Here is a 22,592-nt window from a genome sequence, read left to right on the forward strand (position 1 = left end):
CGTGAAAGCCCCAAAAAACCAGGCTACGCTAGCGAACTGAACTTATCGAAACGTTAGCGGCGGACGGACCTGACACCGCAATGATGCGCGGCGTCAGCAGGAACAGCCGCTGGAAACGCTGGCCCTGGTGGTGCTTGAAGCGAAACAGGCCGCCAATCAAGGGGATTTTCGACAAACCCGGCACAGCAGTTTCCGCATGATCATCCTGGTCGACGGAGTAACCCGCGATCAGCAAACTCTCGCCGTTGTTGATCAGCGCCTGCGTATCTATGGTGCTGTTGCTGACAATCGGCAAAGTTCCAACCTGCTGGGTGCTCAACTGGCCATCCTCGATATGCACGTTGAGATGGATCTGCTCAGTGCTTGAGGTCGGCACAATCATCGGCAACACCCTGAGAGATACGCCGGCCGACACGCTGTACAGGTCCGCGGACTGGTAACCAGACACCGGGACATAGAAGGTTTGCTTGTTGTCCATGATGGCTTCGACGTTGTCCAGCGTCTCGACTTTGGGGCTGGCGGTGACGCGCGCCTGGTCGCTTTGTTGGAGTGCCGTGACCCGCCCCAGCAAGTAACGCCCGGCGCCGCCGATCACGGCTGTCAGGACGCCGCCTGCCGGTGTCGAGAGTATCGGCCCGGTACTGGTCTGATTCGCCGGATTGCCGAAACCCTGCGGATTGAGGGAATCAGGATTTCCAGTCTGGGCCAGGGCGCCGTTGCCGGTCTGCACGTCCATGTGGCCGGAATGCAGCCGCCAGTCGACGCCTAGCTCTTTTAACGCATTGTCGGTGATCTCGATGATAGTCGCATCTATTTCAAGAACACCGGGACGCTGGTCCAGCGATTCGATCAGCGCCTGGAAAGCCGGCATATTTTCGGCGCGGTCGCGAACAAAAATTGCATTGCTGCGCGGATCGGCTTCAATCACAGGTCCGGCAGATGCCGCACCATGTTCAACAGTGCCAGCGTCGGCACGGCCACCGACGGCGCCCCCGGGAAGCGGCGGCAAGTCTGCGCCAGACTGGCGCGAATTGTCGGAGTAAAGACCGGGCAAGGTCGGTACCGGCGGCCGTCCATTGGCGCCCGGCGCAAAGGCATTACCGCCGTTGTTGGCCGCATTGTTGCCGGTATTGCGCAGACTCTTCATGCGATAGGTATCGCGCGGCCCCGGAATGACGTCGCCTGCTGCTGCCTGATCGCCGCCGTTCGCAGCATACAGACCGCGCAACAGCGACGCGACGCCGCGCACCGTCACGCCTTGTCCATCAATTGTAACGGTACGGTCGGTGGCCCAGGCATAGCTCAGGGGGAAACGCTGCACCACAATCTTGTCGCTAGGCGCAGAGGTTTGATCAATCAGGTGGGCGACATCGGATACCAGTTCTACGTATCGCGGCGGCCCCGAAGCAATCACCAATCCTGTTTCGCCGTCGTAACGGATAGGAAAGCGCCGATCCGCGATGCCAAGGCTTGTCAGCACGCGCCGTAGTTCCGCCACATTGCTGTGCTTGAGGCTGATCGTAGCGTTACGCGCCTCGTTGGCGCCGGCAATGCTGAGCACCGCGCCATCGTAATACCAGATGAAGCCGAATGTATTGGACATCTTGTCCAGGAACTGCTCCGGAGAACTTTCGAAGCGCCCTGACACAGAGCCTTCGACATGGGAAGAAATCGAAGTCATTATATTTTCGCTGGCGCCGAAGTCGCGCAAGACATCCTTAAGGTCTTTATGGTCAGCCACGTACTGGAATCTCTGGCTTTTCCAGACCAGCGGCTGAGCTCCGGCGCTGGCTGCCGCCACGCATAGAATCAGCGGCAATACCCAGAAGATATTTCGACACAGTGCGTTGCGCCGTTTGCGCAGATGGGAAACCGCGCTGTACGCTTGCCCGCACATCATAGGAGTGTTTGTCATGGATAGGTATGAGTGAGGGGCGGTTCGTGCGAACCGCCTCGGGATTTAGCCGTAGATGGTCTCGGATGGCGACTCATTGAATTTCCTGCGATAACCCTTGGCCAGCGCGGAGCGGCTGCTGACGCCCCAGCGGCTGGCCGTATCGAAGATGGACGCCCCGACCCAATCGCCATCAAGCAGATCGTTGCGAACACCGTCCAGCCGCAAGCTGCGAATCACGTTGCTGGGCGATATGCCGATCGATCTCTTGAACGCCAGCTGCAAGGCGCGCTCGGTGACATCGACATGTGCGGCAACTTCGCGCGTGCTCAGATTTGCCCGGTTCAGATTATCGACAATGTAGCGATATGCGCGCCGGTATTTTGCAGGCAGGCGCGCCGAAACATCATCGCTTGTCGCCGTTCCGCTGTGCGTCCCGCCATGTGTCTTGTCGAGCGGCCTCACCTCAACCACCTCCAGGCGCAGGCAGCGCAACGCCTCGCTGGCATATTTCGAATAGAACTGCAACGCCTGGGCTGGATTGCCGCGCCGCACTGCAACTTTCGACGAGGCATACAGATACTCGACATTCCAGCGCCGCGTTCCTGCTTCTCCTTCAGACCTATTGATCTTGACCAGGACGCGATCCGCAATGTCGTCGAGCCCGCCAGCCAGCGCCGCCAGTATGACGTCGAGCTTGGCGAGGAAGCCCTGACCGGCGCCGCCGAAGCGTTGCGGTTCGTCAATTGCGAGAAAAAGCCGGTCCGCCGCGCTAACGTCGCCTTGCACCAAACGATCCAGTAAATTAAGATATTCTCGGCGCTGCTGCAGCAACAACGGCATAGGCGACATGACAGCGGTCTCCTCATGCACATGGCGCATACGTGCGGCGCGCTCGCCGGCTGACTGCATGCTGGCGCTACGCGCCGAAGTCCAGAACGCGTGATCACCCAAGGTCGCAGCGCCGCGAATCTGCAACTGCACGTCGAATTCCCTTGCCAGCAGCGCGACCAGCAAGCGCCAGCCAGGCTGGCGATGTTCATCGGCCAACTCCGCGGCACGCAACAGCGCGTCATCCGCCGCAGTCTGGTGGCCAATCTGATGTTGCACCAGTGCGATTCCCAGCAAACCTTCCAGCATATCGCTGGCACTGGCGGCCTCGTCGTTGCACATGCGCGTAAAACATTTTGCGCTAGCGCTGTAGCGATCGCGCAGCATCAGCTGCCAGCCGGTATTTCGGCAAGACATGATGCGCAGGCGGTCGCCATTGGTTCCGAGCAGTTTTTGGGCGCGACGATATGCCTCTTCGGCATCTTCATCATGGCCAAGCAGCAGCGACGAATCGCCCAGCCCAATCAGGCGCGCAATATCGTCAGATGTCAGCTCGCGGCGACTGCATTCAAGCACGTCGTCGACCTGGCAATAGGCCCGATCGAATGCGCTGTCAAGCAATGCGGTGGAATAGGCGGGAAGTTTATCTTGCAAGGAAAGCGCCGAAGAGAGCGCAAAATAGACGGTGGAAAACATGAACGTTACTCCAGTGTGGGTTGTCAAGAAAAGTCAGACGATCCGTTGCCGGTTGCCGAATGCGTACCCCCAGCGACCAGTACATCATAGGCGAAAGCCACTTCGCAAATTTCAACAAACAACATCTGATTCCACAACAATCTTCACTTTTTCAGTATATTTTCCGGCGTCGATTTATCTTGCGAGTTGTCTTGTGAATTACCGACCATCCCGGCGCTTAACGCCCGGCCGAAACCCAGAAATTTGATATCGTTTACAACCTGTCCTGCGAACACCGCCGTCAGCGCGATGACCATCACCAGGCCGACCGCGCCGCGCAGCGGTTGGCTCAACGAGTTCGGCTCAAGTTTATCCGCCGCGCGGGAAATCAAGCCTATGCCGATTTCGATCAATACCAGCACCAGCATGATTGGCGTACCGAGTTTGGCGATGCCGATCCAGAGTGAGTCCGTGCGTTGAATCAGGAAAGCCTCGGCGGTACTTGAGAGCGATGGCATGAGCTGCTCCACCGGCCACCATTTGAATGATTGGAACAAAGCGCCGAGTATGAAGATCATGCCGCCGCCAACGTAGAACAAGGTAACCACGAGTTGCATCAGCACGGTCGACACCGGTGTGCTTTGATCGCCGCGCAACGGATTGCTCATCTGAATATTATTGAACCCGGCCAGATCGTCGATCAGCGTGCCGACGCTCTGCGCGATCCAAAATGCCGTGGCAGCCGAATATCCGAACGCCAATCCAAGAAAAGCTTCCTTTGCCGTCAAGACCAGCAGCGTCGCACTGTTCAAGCTTTCAAAAGCTTCAGGATTCTGTCCCGCCGTCACGAAATAAGTGAGCAAATAGATGACGCCGTTGCGGGCTATGCCCGGTATCGCCTGATCGCTGGTAGGAGGAAATACGAGAAATACAATCATGATGCGCATGCCGGCGAGCAGCATCATGACAATCAAATTGTGATATGCCGTGTATAAGGACAGCAGCGTATTGCTCAGAACCGTTAATTCATTCATGGTTATCTGCCTTAAAGGGTTCCAAGAGTTTCGTCGCTACGGCGAACGCGGAAATGATGCGGTTCACCTTAAGGCACGCCGCGCCAGCAGCGATTCAATGGCTTCCTCGTCAGCGGTTTCCTCGCGGCGACGCCGGGTGTCGTCTTCAATCTGTTTCAATTTTAGACGGCATTTGTCGAGTGCGACATCTATACGAGCGAGCTTGGTACGCACTACTGCAACTTTGCGCTCCTGTTTTTCGATGGCGTCGTGCGCCTGTCTCTCGCGCGCTTGCATGACCTGGACTTCACCACGCAAATGCCCGCGCCAGGCGTCATGGCTTAAATACAGTGCTGCCGACAAACTTGCAGAGAGCAGTTCCTTCAAACCACTTTCATGGATGCGGCGACGTTCGCAGGCTTGCGCTGTTTCAGCAGCAGCGGCGGCGTGCGCCGCCTCAGCCGCCAGCATGTCTTGCCTGGCAGCTTCGAGTTCATCCTTTGCGCGCTGCTGCCGGCGCAATTGCGCAGCAACGATTACCCGCCATATTTTTGCGGCATCAGCGCTCATCGAACGCCATCAGCTAGAAAATTGCGAAACGATTGCGTGGGTATGCGCTCCCGGTGCCTCTTCGTCCGTGCTCTGGATCAGGAATTGTTCGATTCCGTCGTGGTGCAAAATAGCCTCGTCAGCCAGCGGATCGGTTCCCTGCTGATACTCGCCAATCTGCAGCAGCAGTTCGATCTCGTTAAATTTCGACATCAGCTTGCGTATCCGCCCGGCGCCGTTGCAATGCGCGCTGCTCGCCACCAGGGTCATTACCCGGCTCAAGCTGTTGAGAACGTCGATCGCAGGATAGTGATTACGGGCGGCGATAGCGCGCGACAGAACGATGTGACCATCAAGAATGCTGCGCACTTCTTCGCTGACCGGATCGCTCCCCTCCTCATCCTCAGCCAGCACTGTATAAAACGCCGTGATCGAACCCACGCTGCCCATACCGGCGCGTTCAAGCAAGCGCGGCAACTCGGCAAAAATGGAAGGGGGAAAGCCGCGCCGGGTCGGCGGCTCGCCAGCCGACAAGCCGATTTCACGTTGGGCCCGCGCAAAACGCGTCAGCGAATCCATCATCAGCAACACACGCATGCCTTGGTCGCGAAAATACTCAGCAATGGCAGTACCTACGTAAGCGGCCTTGGCACGCTCGATAGATGAGCGATCCGAAGTCGCGCATACCACCACGCTCTTGGCCATGCCCTCCTTGCCAAGAATCAGTTCAATGAATTCCCGCACTTCGCGGCCGCGTTCGCCGATCAGCACCACCACATTCACATCGCAAGCCGCGCCGCGGGCCAGCATGCCAAGCAGTGTACTCTTGCCAACGCCAGCCGGAGCGAAGACGCCGACCCGCTGACCTTCGCCAATCGTCATCAAGCCATCGATAACGCGCACGCCAGTGTCAAGCGGTTCTTCTATCATGCGGCGGGTAAGCGGATCCGGCGCAGGCGCGATGACCGAGCGGAATTCTTTGGTCTCGATTGCGCCGAGTCGGTCCAGCGGCTCGCCCAGACCGTCCAGCACGCGGCCCATCAGCGCCGGACCTACTGGCACCGACAATGTCCTGCCCTGCCCGACTACCCGGGTCGAACGCGATAAGCCGACTACGCTGCCGAATGGCGCCAGCAGCGCGAACTGACGGGTGAAGCCGACCACCTCGGCACGCTGCACCAAGCGCCCATCGGCTTCGCGCAGTTCGCATAATTCGCCTAGCGTGGCGTCCAGGCCGCCCACTTTCAGTAAAGTACCTATGATTTCGACCACCTTGCCGTGCTGCTTGAGCATTGGCGTCGCATCGAGCGTGGCGTCCAGCGTGTCGAGAAAGCTATCGAATCCGTCCATCATTCCATGCTTTCATGTTCGTCCAGCGCTTCGTCCTGCTCCGGCGCAGGCTCGTCGTGGGATCGCCGGAATTGCGAAGACGGCTCGGCAACCAGGCCGGCAACGGCGCGCCTCAGCGCATCGACATGCAATGAGAGGCTGCCGTCGATCACGCCGTAGTCCCACTCGCAGAGGCAGCTGCCCGGCGCCAGGTCGACGCGTCCCGCGACTTGCGGATTGACGCCCCATTGGTTGGCGCTGCAGGCTACGCCGAAGGCTTCTCGTGCGGCATCCAGGTCCTGAGGAGCAACCTGTACAGTCAAAAAGGATGAATCGGCCAGGAGCCGGTCGACGGTTCCGGCAACCTGCGCAAACAACGCCTTGGGATCCGCAGCCCCCAGCATGCGTTCGACAGCGCCCGTGACAATCTGCACGATCCGCTCGCGGGTGGCGCTGAGCATCTGGTGCTGCGATGCCGCTTGGCGCAGCATGAGGGCCTGCACCTCTTCCAGTCCGCGCCGGCGGCCTGCTGCGTAACCCAGACGCGCGCTATTGTCGAAGCGGCGCTGCGCCGCAGTCTCCAGCGTATCCGCCCGTTGCCGCGCTGCCGCCACGATGGCTTGGGCAGTCGCTTCGGCTTCAGCCAGTAGTCCGGCATAACGCCGTTCGAGTGCGCCATACGCTTGATCGAGGGCTATTACGCTGGCGAGTTCCGCGCTGCGTATCACGTCTACGTCGGGTCCGACGGACGCTTGTTCCGAGCTTAGCCAAATAGCCATTGCATCTCCGGGAAGAACGATCCTAGTTTCGAAAAAAAGCGCGCCGACTCGCTGTCGCCGGAAAGCTGACCTGACAACCCGTGTTTATCCCGGCCTCCGCCCGCAACCTCTGCCATGGCAACGTTGGCAATCTGCTCGGACGCAAGGGCAAAAGCCACCAGCGCAGCAGCCGTCGGAGCCAGCCCGATATCCTCGGACTGGATCAGTTGCCAGCCTTCGGCCGCCAGCGACGCTGCGCTGAACGACGCCGGCAACGGCGGCGCAGAAGTAGCGACAGCCGCATCCTCTCGCTGCAGACATTCCAGAGCACGTGCTCCAACCGCGGCGAGCAACTGTTCACGCTGGCTGCGGGCCACCACCCGGCGCAGACCGGCGCGCGACCGGTACAGCACACGAGCTGACAAAACCTTGCGCAAATCGGCGGCGTCCAGCAGTGCAAGCCGGTTGACGCTGACACTCAGCTGGTCGACGGAAACGACACCCGGTAGCCAGACATCGCGTGCAGCGAGCCATATCTGGACGGCGGCAGGAGTGCAAGCCTGGCGCCAACGCTGGCAATGAAGTTGCGCTTGGCGCGCCGCCTCCTCGCCCACCCTTGTTTCGTACTTGCCGATCCAGGCATGCAACTGGGCATGCGTTGCCGGCACGCTTGCGCTTGGACCGCTAACCTTGCTGCCGTCGCTGGCATTCAAGACGGCTTGCTCCGCCAAAGCAAAGCCCGCAAGCCACCCGGCGCCAGCTTACGGAGCAGTCCGTAGCGTCTGGCGGCAAACGCCAGCGCCGCGGCCAGAATCGCCGCAAAAAGCAGCCCTGCTCCGGCCAGCCAGGCGTCGCCGGCGTTGCGGCGTAGAGATCTCGCGGCTGGCAAGTCGGCGCCGGCCACCATCGTCACGCTGACGTTGTCATAGGTCAGCCCTTCCACCGCATGCACAACCAGGTTCTTGATGCTCGGCACCAGCGAAGCGACATCGGTGCCAGGCAAATACTTGACGAACACCGCTGCCGACGAGGGTTTGACTTCGTTGGCCAACGGATCGTTATTCGGCAGGACGATCTGAACACTGGCGTAACTGACACCGTCAATCCGTGAAAGCACCTCCGACAGCTGCTGCGACACCCCATAGATAAAACGCACCCGCTCTTCGGTGGGCGTAGAGATCAGGCCATCCTTCTTGAACATCTCACCGAGATTTTCGTGCTTCTGATGCGGCATACCCTGCGACCGCAGCACATTGATGGCCTGCGCAAAATCCCGTTCTTCTGCTCTCACCGCCCAGCTTTTTCCGCTTTCGTCTTTCTGCTTGGATGCGGAAATGCCGGCGTCGAGCAGCGCCGCCAGCATGTCGTTGGCGTCGGCTTCGGATAGTTGTGCAAACAGCTGTTCGCTGCAACCGCTGATGAGTACAACGCTCAGCAAAGCGATGCATAGTCTGCAGTGCAACGACGGATAGTGTGGCATCTGGCGCTCCTATTGATTCTTTACCAAGGTCTGGATGGCGCCCTTGCTGCCTTGCGCAAGCGTTTGTCCGAGATACAGCTTGGCTGTCAAAGTAGCGACGTCAAGCTGTACCTTTACCGATTGCGCCACCACTTCTTGCATGCTCATCTTGTCGGCGCCCGCGGCGAACGCGTCGACCTTACCGGTCAAGTTCCCCATGGCCTGATCTTGCTGCGTAATCATTTCCGATACCGCGGAAGGTCCCTGGAAGTGCGTTACGCTTTGTGGTGAAAGGCGCGCTTGCTCGAACTTGGCGCGAAATTGTTCGACCAGATCGCTACGTGGCACCGGCGTCGCCCCACCCGCGGCCCCCGCGCTTTCCTTGGCGGCGCCGGCGCCACCCTGCATTGCGGGTGCGCTTGAGATCGGTGGCAGTGGTGAAATTATCATACTCATATTGATCTCCTTAAGCGCGCAGATGCCGGTGTTGTAACAAAAATTGCAATTGACTCTTGTCGATCTGCGCCACAGGCGGCCGTTTCGCCGCCTTGTCGCCTGCCTGCCCCATCAGGGTAGTCATGAGCTCGATCGAGTCGGCATCCTCCTTACCCGACATGACTTCATTTGCATAGTGGCGCCAGGACTCATCATTCTGATTGGCCAGGCAGATCGCCAGCAGCGAACTGACGTAAGGACCGAACGATCCTCGCAAAGGCTGCTGCTCAAGCTCTCGCAACAGACGCACGGCGTCGGAGAAACGCCTCTGACGGATCAATATCCAGGCGTCGTACGCGCGCAGTTCGATAAACCCCGGCCGCATCAGGTGCACCGCAGCCAGCAGGCGCTCGGTTGGCTCAATATAGCTATGCTTGGCGCCGAACATCAATAGTTCGATCAGCCCCGTTAACAGCTCGTTACTGCAATTTCCCATCTTCATATTCGGCTCCTCGAAGAAAAACCCCCGCACGCCGCCCTGAGAACAGCACGCATTGCGCGGTAAGTAGTAACGGAAGATAAATCAGCTTCGCAGCCGTTGCCGCCGCAGATACGAACCTGCATCGCAACTAGCGAAACATCGCGCCGCGTTACAACTTCCCGAATTCGGCATTTCCTCCTGTTTCGCCACAATGCGCATCGGTTCGCATTCACGCTCTTGCCGACGTCGCGCCGGCGCAATAATCGCCTCACACCTTATTTCGGTATACATCCATGTCCGACGAAAAAACCGAAGAACCCAGTGAGAAGAAACTGACCGACGCCCGGCGCGACGGCGAAACGTCGAAAAGCCAGGATTTGCCGTTTGCGGCCATTCTATTCAGTGCGGCGATCGGTTTCTCGCTGGGCGGCCCTGTCATGACGGAACAATTACGTCTGCTGCTGCGCATGGGGCTCGACGTTGCGAATGCACAATCGGAAAATTTTAGCTATACCGATGCGCTAGTGACTGCCGGCACGCGCGGCTTAGCCCTTTGTCTACCCATAGCGCTAATCGCTGCTTTGATTTCGGCTGCCGTTATTGCGGCGCAAGTCGGATTGCAGCTCGCTTTCAAGCCGCTGGAACTGAAATTCAATTCAATCAACCCGGCATCAGGACTGAAGCGGATTTTCTCGATGCGCTCGATGATAGAACTGGCAAAAACCGTGATCAAAGCTTGCATTTTGGGCGCGGTATTGTGGAAAACCGTGCTGATACTGATGCCATTGCTGATTGGTGTCGTGTATCAGCCGATTCTGGGATTGGACAGCATCGCCTGGAGCGCTCTGTGCAAGATGCTCGCCATCTCTGCCGTGGTTTTCCTGGTGATAGGCGCGGCCGATTTTGCTATCCAGCACTGGTTGTTCATCAGAGACCACCGCATGAGCAAGGATGAAGTCAAACGGGAGAACAAGGAAAGCAACGGCAATCCGCAAATCAAGCAAGAGCTGCGCAAACTGTCAAAAGAACTTGCCAATTCGCCGCAAAAATCGCATGTGGGACAGGCGAATGTGGTGGTGGTCAATCCGACCCACTACGCTGTCGCCCTACGCTATGCGCCTGAAGAATGCGGCTTGCCGCGCGTCATCGCCAAAGGCACCGATGATGAAGCGCGCGTCATCCGTGAACTGGCGGCTTTGCATGGCGTCCCGATCGTCGGCAACCCGCCATTGGCGCGCGCACTTTATCTGGTTGCTCTGGAAGAAACCATCCCCGAAACCCTTTTCGACGCGGTAGCAGCAGTGCTCGCCTGGGTTGATGATATGGGCAAAGGCCACACCACAGCTGTCAATCCAGTTTGAAGGAAATTTACATGAAATCGTCGCGCCTCTTCAATATCAGCGGCGAAGTCGGCATCGTAGCATTGGTGATCGCGGTTATCGCCTTGATGATCCTGCCTTTGCCCACGTTCCTGATCGATATGCTGCTGGGCCTGAATATCACCATCAGCATCGTGCTGCTGATGGTGACAATGTACATTCCCAGCGCCACATCGCTGTCGGCTTTTCCCTCCCTGCTGTTGTTTACCACCTTGTTCCGCCTGTCGCTTAACATCGCGTCGACCAAATCGATCTTGCTTAACGCCGAAGCCGGCCACATCATCGAGAGCTTCGGTGAGCTGGTGGTCGGCGGCAATCTGGTGGTCGGGCTGGTTGTGTTCCTGATCATCGCAACCGTGCAATTCATCGTTATCGCCAAAGGCTCGGAACGAGTGGCTGAGGTGGGCGCGCGTTTCACCCTGGATGCTATGCCGGGCAAGCAGATGAGCATTGACGCCGACGTCAAGGCAGGCAATATTTCGGTCGACGACGCCAGGCAGCGACGTGCGCTGCTGGCCATTGAGAGCCAGCTGCATGGCGGCATGGACGGCGCGATGAAATTCGTCAAGGGAGATGCGATCGCCGGCCTGGTCATCACCATGGTCAATATTCTCGCCGGCATGGTGATCGGCGTCAGCTACCATGGCATGAGCGCCGGCGAAGCCGCCAACCGCTTTTCCGTGCTTTCCATTGGCGATGCGATGGTTTCGCAAATTCCCTCCTTGTTGATCTCGGTCGCGGCAGGCATCTTGATCACGCGCGTGGCTGACGAGCATAGCCGTCCGAGCTCGCTAGGCATGGATATCGCTTCGCAGCTGTCAACCAATGCGAATGCATTGTTTAGCGCTTCGGCAATGTTATGTGGGTTCGCATTGGTGCCAGGCTTTCCAACCACCTTGTTCCTGGTATTGGCAACTGCCATCTTCGTCGGCGGCTATAACTTGCGACGCAAGCAGCAGCAATCCAAGCCCGATTCCGGCACCGAACTATCCGCTCTGCGCACCGATGGTGTCAAAGGGGGCGCGCCCAGCATCGCGCAGCATGCTCCGGCGTTCGCCGTTCCATTATCAATACGCTTATCGAAAAAACTCAGCGGCCGGCTCGCCGAGACGGCCTTAAACCAGGCCCTGACCGAGATACGGCTGCGGCTGGTGGAAGAACTCGGTCTGCCTTTTCCGCGCACCGCGGTGTGGACCGCCCACGACTTGTCCGGCATGTCATACCAAATCCTGCTGCAAGAGGTTCCGCTGCCGCCGGTAGAGATGTCGGAGTCGGTCAGCCAGGGCGAAAAGGCGTTGGCTGACGATGTGTTCGATTCGGTGCGGCGTGAAGCGCATCTCTTCGTCGGACTGCAAGAAACGCAATGGATACTGGACCGCATCGGAGCGGAATATCCGGGTCTGGTCGCCGAGGTGCAGAAAGTCTCGACCGTGCCGAAGATAGCAGAAGTATTCAGGCGCCTTCTCGAAGAGCAGGTGCCCATCCGGAATATCCGGGCAATCCTGGAAAGCCTGGTTGCATGGGGCGCCAAGGAAAAGGACGTTCTGATGCTGACCGAATACGTGCGCGGAGATCTCGGCCGCTTCATCGCCCACCGGGCGACGGCAGGCACCGGAAAAATGCAGGCGATCGTGCTCGACGCCGATGTTGAGCAGGCGATTCGCCAGGCTATCAAACCCACCCCGGCAGGCAATTTTCTGACACTTGAACCGCAGCAAATCGACGCGCTGCTGGAGTCTGTCCAAAGCGCCATCGGCAGCGAATCTGCGGCTGGCCTCTCGGTCGTTACGGCAATGGATATCCGACGCTACTTCCGGCGCATGATTGAACAAGGCTTTCCGTCGTTGCAAGTGTATTCATTCCAGGAGCTGGGTGCGAATGTCGAGCTGCAGCCGGTCGGTGTGGTTAATCTCTAGCCATGGATAACCGCTTCCGGCAGGCGCGCGAATTGCGGGTCCTGCGACTTTCTTCTGAACATTCAGACATCACGCCAAGCCGGCCCGCACGACAGCGGACGGCACGTTTTGCCACACTTTTCGGAGCCGCCCGGCGGGAGCTGATAGACGGCGCCAGCGCCGGCTCCGAAGATAGATCGATGGATGACGACGCCGACCAGCGGGAGGTAGCTCCGTCAGTCATGCCGGATCAGGATAGCCGGGCGGCGACAACTACCAAAGCGGCGGATGGCAACGACGCCGAGCGGGATGGACTCGCCGCTCTGCGGGCGCACATGATCAGACAGTGTTCGCAGGCAGCGGAGGCCGACCTGGTCGTCGAGCATCTGGCTGAACGCGTCGCAAATTTCTGTTTGTCGCCGGCCGTTAAGAGAGGCGGAACCTGGGAAGTAACCATCGTACTCAATCCGGCCATCCTGCCTGAGACCAACCTGCATTTAAATCTTTCGCCATTCCGGCTGTGGCTTCGCTTCGATTCCAATGATGCACGAGCCAATGACCTAATCTGCCTGAACACGGATGCATTGCTACAGCGCCTGCGTTCCCGGCTCGATGCCAGCTTCGATATCGACGTCGAGACGGCCTGAGCCTTCAAAAAAGAGACGGATTCTTATGCATAAGCAAGTCACGGAGAAAGTCAGGGCAACACCGATCGCCAACCGCCTGCGTTCATATCCGCCAGCGCTGGCCAGTCTGTCCCGAGGTGTATTCGATGCGCGTAGCACGATGCGCATCGCAGTCGGCGCTATCGGCATCGAACTGCGTGCCATGCCGGCAGCATCGATTAGCTTCAAACGCGCTGCAACGTTGCGCCTGGATTCCTCCTACGGCGTACTGACCGCACTCATTGACCTGGCTGGCCATCCGGCGCTTGAAGCGATCGCGCTCGACAGCAACCGTCAAAGGAGTACCGCTTTGGCCAATCTGTGGCTAACGCCACTGCTCGAAAAACTGGCGGCCAATGGCTATCCTCAACCAAGCGTTGCGGAACTGACGCTGGTCGACGTATCTACGGCGACGCAGGGACTGGCATTCGGATTCCGGCTCGCAGCGGCAAAGACTTGCCCTGAGATTGCTGAAGTTGCTGTGATTGTCGATCTGCCGCTGCCACTGGCGACGTTGCTCGAGCGGCAATGGCTGACTGCATCCGGTGCCGCGCAAGCACTACCCGCCGCACTATCCCTGCCCACCCATCTGCGGCTGCGCAGCCGCCATTGCAGCCAGGCCTTGCTCGCTTCTTTACGTTGCGGCGACATCTTGCTCGGCTGGCAGCCACGCGGAAATCACGTACGCGGCGCAGCTATCGACAACGTCACGCTGCGCTGGGGCGCTGGCAACGGCTGGTGCGCCACGGCACAGGCAAGCGTCGCGGCACACACCATAACCCTGGAGAACAAACCTATGACAACGACCTACAATCTAGACAACGACCAGCTTGCGGAACGAGAAGTGACGGAAGCGGCGGAGCAGATCGATGTCGGACAGCTTGAGATTCCGGTCCATCTTGAGATTGTCACGCTTAATTTGCCCATAGCGCAAATCGCCGCACTGGAACCCGGATGCATCCTGGAGCTCCCGGTTCCGGTAGACGACGCCCAGATTCGGCTGGTTTCGCATGGCCAGGTTCTGGCGTTTGGCGAACTGGTAGCAGTCGGCGGCCAGCTGGGCCTGCAAATTCACCGCATGGCAGAACGCAATGACCGGCTCTCCTGACATTGCATCGCTGCTGATCGCAGCGCTTGCCCTCGCCATCTTGCCGTTCGCCGCGATGGTCGTGACGTCTTATACGAAGATCGTCGTGGTGCTCGGCCTGCTGCGCAACGCTCTCGGCTTGCAGCAAGTGCCGCCGACCTCGGTGCTGAACGGCGTTGCCATCATCATTTCATGCTTCGTGATGGCGCCGGTCGGCATGGAAGCTGTCAAGCACGCGCAGCTGTCAAGCGAACAAACCGCCGGATCGCAGATCATGCCGTTATTCGATGCCGCGCGCGAGCCGTTTCGCGCCTTTTTGCGCAAGCATACATCGGAACGCGAGAAGGCGTTTTTCATGCGCTCGGCGCGCCAGATCTGGCCGCCGGAACGGGCCGCGGAGCTGAAACCGGACGACTTGATCGTACTGGCGCCGGCGTTCGTATTGAGTGAACTGACCGCAGCTTTCAAGATCGGCTTCCTGCTCTACCTGTGTTTCATCGTGATCGATCTGGTGATCGCCAACGTGCTGATGGCATTGGGACTATCCCAGGTCAATCCGAGCAACGTCGCGATTCCATTCAAGCTGCTGCTGTTCATATCGCTGGACGGCTGGTCCACCTTGGTCCACGGACTCATATCCACTTATCGGTGAAGCCATGGAATATGACGCAATCACCCACATGACGACGCAGGCGTTGACGCTGGCCCTGCTGGTTTCCCTGCCGGTTGTCGGCATTGCTGCAATCACCGGCCTGGTAGTGGCTTTTCTGCAGGCGATTACCTCGCTGCAGGATTCCAGCATTTCGCAGGGCATTAAAATGATTGTCGTGACGGTGGTGGTGGTTATCAGCGCGCCGTGGGCCGCCGCCGCGATCCAGAACTATGCACGTTCCGTGTTCCAGGTGATCTTCCCATGAGCATCACACGTATCGGCAGCTGGGGCAACCTGAGCCAGGTGGAAGATGAGGAGCAGACGATCCAGCTTCCAATTCCCGGCCACCATCGCCACCGGGCTTCTGCCCTGCGCGCCAGGCGGCAGTCGGCGCGGCGCGGCGCCAGCGGTGATCCGGAGCAGCTGGATTCAGGCGCCATGAGCGACGATTTGCTGATGATGCTGGAAGAGCATGCCTCCTCGAAACGGACAAAACTCAGCACCATAAATTTCCACCAATCCAGCGACGATGGCAGGCCGTCCGACCACGACCAGCGCGAAGGCCGCCGCGATAGTGCAAGCCATGCCGGACGCATGCAATTTGATGCCGCGGGCTGGGCGCGTACTATCGACACCATGCGGCCCGCCGGAGGTCCAATCCGGAAAGAAGCGCTGCTGCTCGACACCTGGCCGTTGGCGCATGGCACCAAGTTGCCGTTGCAAGGCCAGGCGGCCGCCGAAACAGCATTACTTGGGGTACGCGACAACCTGGTTTCCGGCAAGGCGCAATCAGGCACGACCTACAGGATTCTGGCAATCATGCGCGAATTTTTGCAAATGCCGGTTGCAGCGCGCGCGCAGACAACCACTTTGCACATGGTGCGCGACCGTCTGGTGGCGCTGACAGGATCGGGAAAGCAGCCAGCACCAGCAGCAACTGGAACCGACGATTCCTCCTCCGCAATCCAGCTGTTTCGATCCGGCTCGGCGTCCCGCCAAGCATGCACTCCGGCCGAGGAAACCATGAATCTGCTGTTGCCCCTGTTGTTGCTGAGCCTGTCCCGCAAACGTACAGACATGGAACTCGCGATCGGCATCTCGAAGCTTTCCGCACTTATCCTGCGCGGCCGCGGATGGTAGTCAAGTTCGTTCGCAAGCCAATGAATTCGCCCCTCGGCCTGTGGCCGGAAAAACGCAGAGATAGACTTATATCAAAGCAGTAAGGTGGAAAGCGGCAGCAGCCAGATTGATCCTGCTCCAATGACAGAACAAGGGAGTTAGCCCATGAATAAACAGATTCGCATATTGACTGGCCATCACTCCGGAGCAGTAATCAATCTGGCCATTGGCGATACCACGATCGGCTGCGACGCCACATTTGAAATTCAAATCTCGGACTGGAACGCCCCCTCCATGTTGCTTACGCTGGATGAGCAAGGCAAGGTCGCGATAGGCATCTCAAATGACAGCGAACAGCAGGTCCGGCTTGAAGATTTTGAGCCTCGCAGCTTCAGCGATATTGTTCTATGTGCAGGGCCGGCAGACGCAACATGGCCGTCCGACATGAGCTTGCTGCGTTTGGTGTGCACCCAGCAAATCGATCAGCAAGCCATTTCGGAAAAATTACCGGGCCAGGCGCCGGCATCTCGGCATTCGGTCAAGGCCACCCGCATCTGGGCGCGCCACGCCACCGTCAGCTGGTTGGTCCTGGCCTCATCGCTGCTGGCGGCCGTGACAGCCACCGCGATGATCGTGCCCGGCGCGAATCCGTTGCGTAGCGACGTTCTGCCGCAGCCGCAGCCGTCTTTGGATGCGCTGAAACTGGCCGTGGCGCACCTAAATCAAGACGGCCTGACCATTACCGAGCAAGACGGCGTGATCAATGTCAGCGGCATTATCAAGCAGGGAGCTGCCGCAGCCAAGATTTATCAAGCAGCGCACGCCTTCGCAGCGGGACATTTAAAGTGGAACGTCAGGGCGGCGGACCAAGTGGTGCGCGATCTCAAGGAATCATTGCGTACCCCCGACGTGAATGTGCAATACAAGGGCGACGGCGTGTTTGCGGTGACAGGAACCGTATTGCACCCTGAGGCCGTCCATAAAGTTGTAGAGCAATTCCGCGGCGATCTGGGACCGCTGGTCAAACAAGTCGATGTCGATGTCATACGTGCCGATGAAATCGCGACTGCCAAGGACATCGGTTCCGCACTGGCGGTCGATGGCCTGCAATATTTCGCATCGAGCGATGGTACAAAAAACTTCGTTTCACCACAACACGCTTCGCTCCGTTTCCAATGAGGTAATTGCAATGTACGAATATATGACAGAACCGCTGATCAAAACTTTAAATGCGCTACCTAAGTTGGCCGGCGACCCAGCCCATTCCGTCGAACTGAATGCGGTTGCCCAGGCGTTGGAACAGATGGCGCTCAGCGCCGCCGAAGCCAATCGGGCGGGCGCTGATCCGAGCCAGCGCCAGACCGGCAGCGTGATAGTAGATGGATTGAGAGCGGCAGCCGAATTATGTCGCAATGCAGTAGAGCAGCCTGCGTAATGTTGATCAGTCTTCACTGCCATGCGGCTCCATTGCATGGCATCGATCCAGTTTTGTGTAACGCCCATGGGGGAATTGCACATTTTAACCGGGCTCCTTACGGGGCCCATCTAGCTCGCTTCGAGATCGAAGCATATTTTTCTTCAAGGAGAATCAAAATGGCATCAGCAATTACAGGTTTGGACACAGGTGCACAAATCGCTGAAATTCAAGCAGCAGCGGACGCGGAAAACGCCATCAACCTGGCGAACACATTGGCCAAGGTTCACACGATGGGTCTGAAAGCGGCAAAAGACATCGTCGGCTAATCAGCGTAGCAAGCGGCCGGAGCCTTTAAGGCCTCGACCAACCTTTTTTTAATCTACATCACTTCCGTCAAGGAGAATCAAAATGGCATCAGCAATTACAGGTTTGGACACAGGTGCACAAATCGCTGAAATTCAAGCAGCAGCGGACGCGGAAAACGCCATCAACCTGGCGAACACATTGGCCAAGGTTCACACGATGGGTCTGAAAGCGGCAAAAGACATCGTCGGCTAATCAGCGTAGCAAGCGGCCGGAGCCTTTAAGGCCTCGACCAACCTTTTTTAATCTACATCACTTCCGTCAAGGAGAATCAAAATGGCATCAGCAATTACAGGTTTGGACACAGGTGCACAAATCGCTGAAATTCAAGCAGCAGCGGACGCGGAAAACGCCATCAACCTGGCGAACACATTGGCCAAGGTTCACACGATGGGTCTGAAAGCGGCAAAAGACATCGTCGGCTAATCAGCGTAGCGAGCGGCCAGCGCCTTTAAGGCGTCGACCAACCTTTTTTTAATCTACATCACTTCCGTCAAGGAGAATCAAAATGGCAGCAATTACCGGTCTGGACACAGGCGCACAAATCGCAGAAATCGAAGCAGCAGCAGAAGCAGAAAACGCCATCAACCTGGCTAATACATTGGCCAAGGTTCACACGATGGGTCTGAAGGCTGCAAAAGACATCGTCGGCTAATCGGCATAGCAAACGGCCGGCCGGCACTCGCCAGGGTGCCGACCAGCCTTTATTTCATTCAATCTGTATCACTTCTCTCAAGGAGCATCAAAGTGAAAAAATCAGCACTTCCAGGTATACATGCAGCTGCGCAAATCGCAGAAATCGAAGCAGCAGCGGCAGCGGAAAATGCCATCAACCTAGCTAACACCCTAGCCAAAGTCCACACGATGGGTCTGAAGGCTGCCAAAGATGTTGTTGGCTAATCTTCAGGCACGGCCGATCTGCATTCTTCGTCATGTCGGCCAACCGCTTTCTAAATGTAACGCTTTCACCTGGGAGCGCCAAATGTCTGCCATAGCCGGTCTGAATACAGATAAACAGATGGATATCATCGAAGCTGCCGCTGCGGCAGAGAACGTCATTGATTTGGCCAATACTTTGGCCAAAGTCCATACGATGGGCTTTAAAGCGGCCAAAGATATCGTTGGCTGACGATCAAGCGCTTGCTTGCTGCTGTTGTACCGGATACCAGGCAAATTGCCCTTGACGATATGGCATTTCACATTTTGTCGAGCCCCCGATCTCCTAACCCTCTTCGTGCAAATTTATGAGCATAAAACGCCGCGACGAATTAATTCGCGAACTGTGTGCGATTCGGCAAATTACTGACGTCGAGGGAGCGGTAAATTCTGGCTTGCTCGAAATTGACAGCTTCAAGGTGGTAATCGATTATTTCGACGACGATCCCAAAGCCATTTACGCCAATTTTCAATTGGGCATCGTCACGGCCGGCCGTACGCTGCGTATCTTCAGATTGCTGCTGGAAGCCAATCTCGCCGTCTATGCGCAAGATCAGGCGCAACTTGGGCTAGAGGTAGATACCGGCGGCATCGTGCTGATCAGCCGTATTGCGCTGGATGATGAAATCAATGGAAAATGGCTGGTCGATCTCATCGACCACTATCTTGGACATGGCCGTTACTGGCGCGACAATATGTTCCAGGCGCGGGACGACATGTTCGAGAATATCGCCTCTGGAGAATACATCTGGATTCGCGCCTGACGGTTTCCCTGTGTTTTCATTTCCCGCCCGCCGTCATCGTGTTGTAAGTTCCTAATGGTCCGTCATCTCGCCTCATCCAACCTGTCATCGCGAAACCGGATGCTTCCCTTGCCTTCGTCCCCGGAAATATTGGCGTCCTGCGGTCATCTGCTTCGCTATTTTCCGGGTAGTTTCGCCACCGCTTTTTAACAGCCAGCGTCTAGCCGCCAGAATGTAATGTCACCACATCACGGAGTAAGAAAATGGAAGTCACTAGGAACGCCCCCGCAACATCCCGGCATATCGATACCGAAGCTGCCTCGGGACAGAAAACCGACAGTGCAGCACGTCGCAGCGGCAGCAGGTCGCCAACCCGGGAATCGCTGCCCGGGCTGGAGTCGCTTTCCGGTAGCGGAAAGAATGTAGCGAGCAACAACGTTTTCGGCAGCAAAGAAAGCCGCGCGCTACCGACTCTGGCAATTGAACCGGCTCCCCGCAGGAGCGGCAGCCATGAAGGCAATGCCGCTCTTTCTGCGCATCTGAAGAACGCATTTACCAACGCATCGCAGCTTGATGCCAAGATGGATGAGATGGTAGTCAATGGTAAATTTACGGTCAAAGAAGCAGATACAGTCAAAGTGAAAGATACGCTCGACCTGGTGAAATACGTTAAAGGCCAGGTGCAGACATGGTTGAAAAAACCGGGGACCGAAGCTGCCCTTCATACGCAGGCAACCCAAAGCTTCACCCATAAAATCGGCAAAGAAAATTTATTTCCCGGATGCATTCTGGTGCGTAAGGAAAGCATTCCCGAGTCGAAGGCGCACGCGTTTTCCCTGGGACTGCAAATGGTGCCTAATCTGAATGGTATCGAGAACAACCAAGGCGATGATAATTGTTTTCACATCATGATGTGGGCGCACGATCAGCATAATCCGGTCAAAACAGAGCTGGATGGAAAAGGCGAGGCAGAACAACTGGAAGCGCGCGGCGGACTCGGTACGTCGAACACCATGCGTGTGCAGGCGTCCTCGATACAGGAAGGCCAATACTGGGTTTACAAACCCACCGACAAGAATGTCGGCGATTGGGCGGCTCAGGCGGGTCAAATGTGGCAGGACGTCCCTTATAGCAAAACCATCCTGGGCACTTCGATGAAACCGGGAGACAAATTTACAAAATTTACCGATGCGGCCCAGAAGGATATCCTGCAGGTGGCGTCGGATCCCTTCACCCATGCTCCGCCGCAGGCGCAACCCTCGGATGGCGTCCATTTCCTGTCCATGACCCCGAAAGAACGCACTCCGGGAGAAATTTGCTCAAGCGTCGCTGTACGCTTGTATCAGGCGGCGCATGCCCAGATTGCGCTGGCCAAGCAAGTGGAGAAAAACCAGGAATTGCCGACCGACGACGAAGCAGAGGCGATGCTGGAAAAGATCGTTTCCGAATTTACCGGATTGATGGCGAACAACGCAGAAGGCGTTTCCCCCAAGAGCATCGAACATTTCTGCAAAGTCGGCAAGACGGCGGAGGGCAAACCGCAATTTAATTTCCTTGGCGTGTTGACAGTAGACGCCAAGGACGTCTTGTACCCGGAGGCCCGGTATGACGCCGACAACAACAGAATTCCCACAGCATCGCACTAACTGTGTCATCGCGATCCGATCTGGCTGCTAACCGGGCTTACAGCGAAGTTGTCATGCAGGATCGCCGATGCAACGCCTCGGTTTTATCGTTCCCTACATTTTTGTTCCCGATTGAAAGCTGCATGCATATAGTCTCTGTGGTTATATTTGCTCATGTATCATTTCGACGCAGGACCGCAAGTCAACTTGCCGTATGCTCAAGTGGATCGTCAGCTGAGCTAGTCGGGCCAGTCTGATTACTCGATTAACAAGAGGATAAAAATGCAACTAGCATGGCTGGAGGATTTCGTAGAATTGGCTCGAACACGCAATTTTTCCCGGGCGGCAGAAAATCGCTTTGTCACGTCTCCAGCCTTCGGCCGCCGCATTCGCGCACTGGAAGAATGGGTCGGTGCGTCACTGGCGGAACGCAAACAGCCGGTTTCCCTGACGCCGGCCGGCATGTTGTTTCTAGATGCTGCCACCCATTCGCTGGATGTTTTGCACGCAGCGCGCGCCCAGTTGCAAAACACCACGCCGCACGCGGAGGAGACTCTCAGAATTGCGACCGGCCGGACGCTGGCGAAAACCTTTTTCCCTGACTGGTGTGAATCCCTCAATCGCCGTTTCGGTCCATTCCTGGTGTCTCTCAGGACCGGCGGCGCGCAAGAGGGGATCGCGCGCTTGTCATCCGGCGATGTCGATTTGCTGTTGAGTTACGGCAGTCCGTCCACCCGGTTGCTGATCGATCCCGATCTCTATGAATCCATCTTGCTGGATCGCGAAACATTGCTGCCCGTCAGCGCGCCAGATGTAAAAGGACGTCCTCAATTCCGCATTTCTGCAACCGGCGATACGCCGATTCCCTGGCTAGCTTATTCTCCAACACTGACCCTGCGCAGCGTGCTATCCCAGCACCTGGCGAGCCTGCCGCACAAATTGCCGCTGCACATGGTCTGCCAGGCCGATTCTTACGAAGCGATCCTGGAAATGGCCAAGCGTGGCGCCGGCTTGACCTGGTTGCCGCAGAGGCTGGTGCAGGATGAATTGAAGCAGGGTCACCTGACGGCCGCCGGCGACGCCAGCATGCGCGTCAGCTTCGATATTTCGCTGCACCGCTCGCGCCGCAACAACAATACGCGGCTGGATGCGATCTGGCAGGGTCTGTCATCGACCGCAAAAAAAATAAGGAAATGACATCACTTTCATGAAGTGTCGCTTTGAGCATCAAGCTGTACTTCGCACCGCGCATTGCACTGTGCGCCACTGCGCCAAATAAACTCTTTT

General features: G+C 57.5%; 28 protein-coding genes. 18 read left to right on the forward strand and 10 right to left on the reverse strand.

Translation table 11 applies throughout. The annotated features are described in order from the left end of the window. Nucleotides 1–28: 28 nt before the first annotated feature. The 10 genes from sctC to CPter91_RS21640 all read right to left on the reverse strand — a co-directional run bounded on the left by sctC (nucleotide 29) and on the right by CPter91_RS21640 (nucleotide 9,445). On the reverse strand, nucleotides 29–1,915 hold the full coding sequence (gene sctC / locus CPter91_RS21595; RefSeq protein WP_236905882.1) for a type III secretion system outer membrane ring subunit SctC: 1,887 nt from the start codon (nucleotides 1,913–1,915) through the stop codon (nucleotides 29–31). Between the two features lie 45 nt (nucleotides 1,916–1,960). Beyond that, the gene (locus CPter91_RS21600; RefSeq protein WP_061944003.1) at nucleotides 1,961–3,421 is read right to left on the reverse strand and encodes a helix-turn-helix transcriptional regulator; all 1,461 of its coding nucleotides are present in this window, start codon (nucleotides 3,419–3,421) and stop codon (nucleotides 1,961–1,963) included. Nucleotides 3,422–3,564: 143 nt separating this feature from the next. Then, nucleotides 3,565–4,434, reverse strand: a complete 870-nt coding sequence (gene sctT, locus CPter91_RS21605) for a type III secretion system export apparatus subunit SctT (protein WP_061944006.1) — start codon at nucleotides 4,432–4,434, stop codon at nucleotides 3,565–3,567. A 63-nt stretch (nucleotides 4,435–4,497) separates the two neighbouring features. Beyond that, complete coding sequence (locus CPter91_RS21610) at nucleotides 4,498–4,983, reverse strand: hypothetical protein (RefSeq protein ID WP_061944009.1); 486 nt, start codon at nucleotides 4,981–4,983, stop codon at nucleotides 4,498–4,500. Between the two features lie 9 nt (nucleotides 4,984–4,992). Beyond that, on the reverse strand, nucleotides 4,993–6,315 hold the full coding sequence (gene sctN, locus CPter91_RS21615; RefSeq protein WP_099047233.1) for a type III secretion system ATPase SctN: 1,323 nt from the start codon (nucleotides 6,313–6,315) through the stop codon (nucleotides 4,993–4,995). After that, on the reverse strand, nucleotides 6,312–7,070 hold the full coding sequence (gene sctL, locus CPter91_RS21620) for a type III secretion system stator protein SctL (RefSeq protein ID WP_082793140.1): 759 nt from the start codon (nucleotides 7,068–7,070) through the stop codon (nucleotides 6,312–6,314). Before sctL ends, sctN begins: the two co-directional genes overlap by 4 nt. Further along, nucleotides 7,055–7,762: a type III secretion protein HrpB4 gene (locus tag CPter91_RS21625; RefSeq protein ID WP_167595206.1), complete on the reverse strand. Its 708-nt coding sequence runs from the start codon at nucleotides 7,760–7,762 to the stop codon at nucleotides 7,055–7,057. The genes sctL and CPter91_RS21625 overlap by 16 nt, the downstream gene beginning before the upstream one ends. Further along, the gene (gene sctJ / locus CPter91_RS21630; protein WP_061944018.1) at nucleotides 7,759–8,529 is read right to left on the reverse strand and encodes a type III secretion system inner membrane ring lipoprotein SctJ; all 771 of its coding nucleotides are present in this window, start codon (nucleotides 8,527–8,529) and stop codon (nucleotides 7,759–7,761) included. The genes CPter91_RS21625 and sctJ overlap by 4 nt, the downstream gene beginning before the upstream one ends. Nucleotides 8,530–8,538: 9 nt before the next feature. Then, complete coding sequence (locus CPter91_RS21635; RefSeq protein WP_061944021.1) at nucleotides 8,539–8,964, reverse strand: hypothetical protein; 426 nt, start codon at nucleotides 8,962–8,964, stop codon at nucleotides 8,539–8,541. A 10-nt stretch (nucleotides 8,965–8,974) separates the two neighbouring features. Beyond that, nucleotides 8,975–9,445: an HrpB1 family type III secretion system apparatus protein gene (locus CPter91_RS21640; RefSeq protein WP_150119782.1), complete on the reverse strand. Its 471-nt coding sequence runs from the start codon at nucleotides 9,443–9,445 to the stop codon at nucleotides 8,975–8,977. A gap of 272 nt (nucleotides 9,446–9,717) precedes the next feature. Between CPter91_RS21640 and sctU the strand changes: the two genes are divergently transcribed. From sctU to CPter91_RS21700, 18 genes are all read left to right on the forward strand, one after another. Further along, nucleotides 9,718–10,785, forward strand: a complete 1,068-nt coding sequence (gene sctU / locus CPter91_RS21645) for a type III secretion system export apparatus subunit SctU (RefSeq protein WP_061944027.1) — start codon at nucleotides 9,718–9,720, stop codon at nucleotides 10,783–10,785. Between the two features lie 11 nt (nucleotides 10,786–10,796). Further along, nucleotides 10,797–12,719 (forward strand): FHIPEP family type III secretion protein, encoded by a 1,923-nt coding sequence (locus tag CPter91_RS21650; RefSeq protein WP_061944030.1) that lies wholly within the window; start codon nucleotides 10,797–10,799, stop codon nucleotides 12,717–12,719. 2 nt (nucleotides 12,720–12,721) lie between these two features. Further along, nucleotides 12,722–13,345, forward strand: coding sequence for a type III secretion system protein SctP (gene sctP, locus CPter91_RS21655; protein WP_061944033.1), 624 nt, complete (start codon nucleotides 12,722–12,724; stop codon nucleotides 13,343–13,345). Nucleotides 13,346–13,370: 25 nt separating this feature from the next. After that, a complete protein-coding gene (sctQ, locus tag CPter91_RS21660) occupies nucleotides 13,371–14,471 on the forward strand; it encodes a type III secretion system cytoplasmic ring protein SctQ (protein ID WP_061944036.1) in 1,101 nt (366 codons plus the stop codon). Beyond that, the gene (gene sctR, locus CPter91_RS21665; RefSeq protein ID WP_061944039.1) at nucleotides 14,455–15,102 is read left to right on the forward strand and encodes a type III secretion system export apparatus subunit SctR; all 648 of its coding nucleotides are present in this window, start codon (nucleotides 14,455–14,457) and stop codon (nucleotides 15,100–15,102) included. The genes sctQ and sctR overlap by 17 nt, the downstream gene beginning before the upstream one ends. A 4-nt stretch (nucleotides 15,103–15,106) precedes the next feature. Continuing rightward, the gene (gene sctS / locus CPter91_RS21670; protein WP_014008320.1) at nucleotides 15,107–15,367 is read left to right on the forward strand and encodes a type III secretion system export apparatus subunit SctS; all 261 of its coding nucleotides are present in this window, start codon (nucleotides 15,107–15,109) and stop codon (nucleotides 15,365–15,367) included. Beyond that, entirely contained in the window at nucleotides 15,364–16,242 is an 879-nt protein-coding gene (locus tag CPter91_RS21675; protein ID WP_061944042.1) for a hypothetical protein, read from the forward strand. Before sctS ends, CPter91_RS21675 begins: the two co-directional genes overlap by 4 nt. A 144-nt stretch (nucleotides 16,243–16,386) precedes the next feature. Further along, nucleotides 16,387–17,400, forward strand: a complete 1,014-nt coding sequence (gene hrpD5 / locus CPter91_RS21680; protein WP_061944044.1) for an HrpD5 family protein — start codon at nucleotides 16,387–16,389, stop codon at nucleotides 17,398–17,400. A gap of 10 nt (nucleotides 17,401–17,410) precedes the next feature. Then, nucleotides 17,411–17,656, forward strand: coding sequence for a hypothetical protein (locus CPter91_RS21685; RefSeq protein WP_061944047.1), 246 nt, complete (start codon nucleotides 17,411–17,413; stop codon nucleotides 17,654–17,656). Between the two features lie 158 nt (nucleotides 17,657–17,814). Continuing rightward, nucleotides 17,815–17,964, forward strand: coding sequence for a hypothetical protein (locus CPter91_RS27050; RefSeq protein ID WP_167595207.1), 150 nt, complete (start codon nucleotides 17,815–17,817; stop codon nucleotides 17,962–17,964). Between the two features lie 82 nt (nucleotides 17,965–18,046). Next, complete coding sequence (locus CPter91_RS27055; protein ID WP_167595207.1) at nucleotides 18,047–18,196, forward strand: hypothetical protein; 150 nt, start codon at nucleotides 18,047–18,049, stop codon at nucleotides 18,194–18,196. 81 nt (nucleotides 18,197–18,277) lie between these two features. After that, entirely contained in the window at nucleotides 18,278–18,427 is a 150-nt protein-coding gene (locus tag CPter91_RS27060) for a hypothetical protein (protein ID WP_167595207.1), read from the forward strand. An 82-nt stretch (nucleotides 18,428–18,509) separates the two neighbouring features. Next, entirely contained in the window at nucleotides 18,510–18,656 is a 147-nt protein-coding gene (locus CPter91_RS27065; RefSeq protein ID WP_167595208.1) for a hypothetical protein, read from the forward strand. Between the two features lie 92 nt (nucleotides 18,657–18,748). After that, complete coding sequence (locus tag CPter91_RS27070) at nucleotides 18,749–18,901, forward strand: hypothetical protein (RefSeq protein WP_167595209.1); 153 nt, start codon at nucleotides 18,749–18,751, stop codon at nucleotides 18,899–18,901. A gap of 82 nt (nucleotides 18,902–18,983) precedes the next feature. Then, a complete protein-coding gene (locus CPter91_RS27075; RefSeq protein ID WP_167595210.1) occupies nucleotides 18,984–19,130 on the forward strand; it encodes a hypothetical protein in 147 nt (48 codons plus the stop codon). Between the two features lie 115 nt (nucleotides 19,131–19,245). After that, nucleotides 19,246–19,701: a CesT family type III secretion system chaperone gene (locus tag CPter91_RS21690; protein ID WP_061944049.1), complete on the forward strand. Its 456-nt coding sequence runs from the start codon at nucleotides 19,246–19,248 to the stop codon at nucleotides 19,699–19,701. A gap of 242 nt (nucleotides 19,702–19,943) precedes the next feature. Continuing rightward, on the forward strand, nucleotides 19,944–21,326 hold the full coding sequence (locus CPter91_RS21695) for a hypothetical protein (RefSeq protein WP_061944052.1): 1,383 nt from the start codon (nucleotides 19,944–19,946) through the stop codon (nucleotides 21,324–21,326). 261 nt (nucleotides 21,327–21,587) lie between these two features. Further along, complete coding sequence (locus CPter91_RS21700; RefSeq protein WP_061944055.1) at nucleotides 21,588–22,502, forward strand: LysR family transcriptional regulator; 915 nt, start codon at nucleotides 21,588–21,590, stop codon at nucleotides 22,500–22,502. Nucleotides 22,503–22,592 lie beyond the last annotated feature (90 nt).

The sequence above is a fragment of the Collimonas pratensis genome, assembly GCF_001584185.1.
Lineage (GTDB): Bacteria > Pseudomonadota > Gammaproteobacteria > Burkholderiales > Burkholderiaceae_D > Collimonas > Collimonas pratensis.

Coding starts and splice junctions, on each gene's coding strand:
- CPter91_RS21700 (WP_061944055.1), top strand. CDS start 21,588: ATGCAACTAGCATGGCTGGAGGATTTCGTAGAATTGGCTCGAACACGC.
- CPter91_RS27065 (WP_167595208.1), top strand. CDS start 18,510: ATGGCAGCAATTACCGGTCTGGACACAGGCGCACAAATCGCAGAAATC.
- CPter91_RS21635 (WP_061944021.1), bottom strand. CDS start 8,964: ATGAGTATGATAATTTCACCACTGCCACCGATCTCAAGCGCACCCGCA.
- sctC (WP_236905882.1), bottom strand. CDS start 1,915: ATGACAAACACTCCTATGATGTGCGGGCAAGCGTACAGCGCGGTTTCC.
- sctJ (WP_061944018.1), bottom strand. CDS start 8,529: ATGCCACACTATCCGTCGTTGCACTGCAGACTATGCATCGCTTTGCTG.
- sctU (WP_061944027.1), top strand. CDS start 9,718: ATGTCCGACGAAAAAACCGAAGAACCCAGTGAGAAGAAACTGACCGAC.
- hrpD5 (WP_061944044.1), top strand. CDS start 16,387: ATGAATAAACAGATTCGCATATTGACTGGCCATCACTCCGGAGCAGTA.
- CPter91_RS21640 (WP_150119782.1), bottom strand. CDS start 9,445: ATGAAGATGGGAAATTGCAGTAACGAGCTGTTAACGGGGCTGATCGAA.
- sctN (WP_099047233.1), bottom strand. CDS start 6,315: ATGATGGACGGATTCGATAGCTTTCTCGACACGCTGGACGCCACGCTC.
- sctS (WP_014008320.1), top strand. CDS start 15,107: ATGGAATATGACGCAATCACCCACATGACGACGCAGGCGTTGACGCTG.
- CPter91_RS21650 (WP_061944030.1), top strand. CDS start 10,797: ATGAAATCGTCGCGCCTCTTCAATATCAGCGGCGAAGTCGGCATCGTA.
- CPter91_RS21675 (WP_061944042.1), top strand. CDS start 15,364: ATGAGCATCACACGTATCGGCAGCTGGGGCAACCTGAGCCAGGTGGAA.
- CPter91_RS21600 (WP_061944003.1), bottom strand. CDS start 3,421: ATGTTTTCCACCGTCTATTTTGCGCTCTCTTCGGCGCTTTCCTTGCAA.
- CPter91_RS21685 (WP_061944047.1), top strand. CDS start 17,411: ATGTACGAATATATGACAGAACCGCTGATCAAAACTTTAAATGCGCTA.
- CPter91_RS27060 (WP_167595207.1), top strand. CDS start 18,278: ATGGCATCAGCAATTACAGGTTTGGACACAGGTGCACAAATCGCTGAA.
- CPter91_RS27075 (WP_167595210.1), top strand. CDS start 18,984: ATGTCTGCCATAGCCGGTCTGAATACAGATAAACAGATGGATATCATC.
- CPter91_RS21690 (WP_061944049.1), top strand. CDS start 19,246: ATGAGCATAAAACGCCGCGACGAATTAATTCGCGAACTGTGTGCGATT.
- CPter91_RS27050 (WP_167595207.1), top strand. CDS start 17,815: ATGGCATCAGCAATTACAGGTTTGGACACAGGTGCACAAATCGCTGAA.
- CPter91_RS21695 (WP_061944052.1), top strand. CDS start 19,944: ATGGAAGTCACTAGGAACGCCCCCGCAACATCCCGGCATATCGATACC.
- sctQ (WP_061944036.1), top strand. CDS start 13,371: ATGCATAAGCAAGTCACGGAGAAAGTCAGGGCAACACCGATCGCCAAC.
- CPter91_RS27055 (WP_167595207.1), top strand. CDS start 18,047: ATGGCATCAGCAATTACAGGTTTGGACACAGGTGCACAAATCGCTGAA.
- sctL (WP_082793140.1), bottom strand. CDS start 7,070: ATGGCTATTTGGCTAAGCTCGGAACAAGCGTCCGTCGGACCCGACGTA.
- sctR (WP_061944039.1), top strand. CDS start 14,455: ATGACCGGCTCTCCTGACATTGCATCGCTGCTGATCGCAGCGCTTGCC.
- sctT (WP_061944006.1), bottom strand. CDS start 4,434: ATGAATGAATTAACGGTTCTGAGCAATACGCTGCTGTCCTTATACACG.
- sctP (WP_061944033.1), top strand. CDS start 12,722: ATGGATAACCGCTTCCGGCAGGCGCGCGAATTGCGGGTCCTGCGACTT.
- CPter91_RS21610 (WP_061944009.1), bottom strand. CDS start 4,983: ATGAGCGCTGATGCCGCAAAAATATGGCGGGTAATCGTTGCTGCGCAA.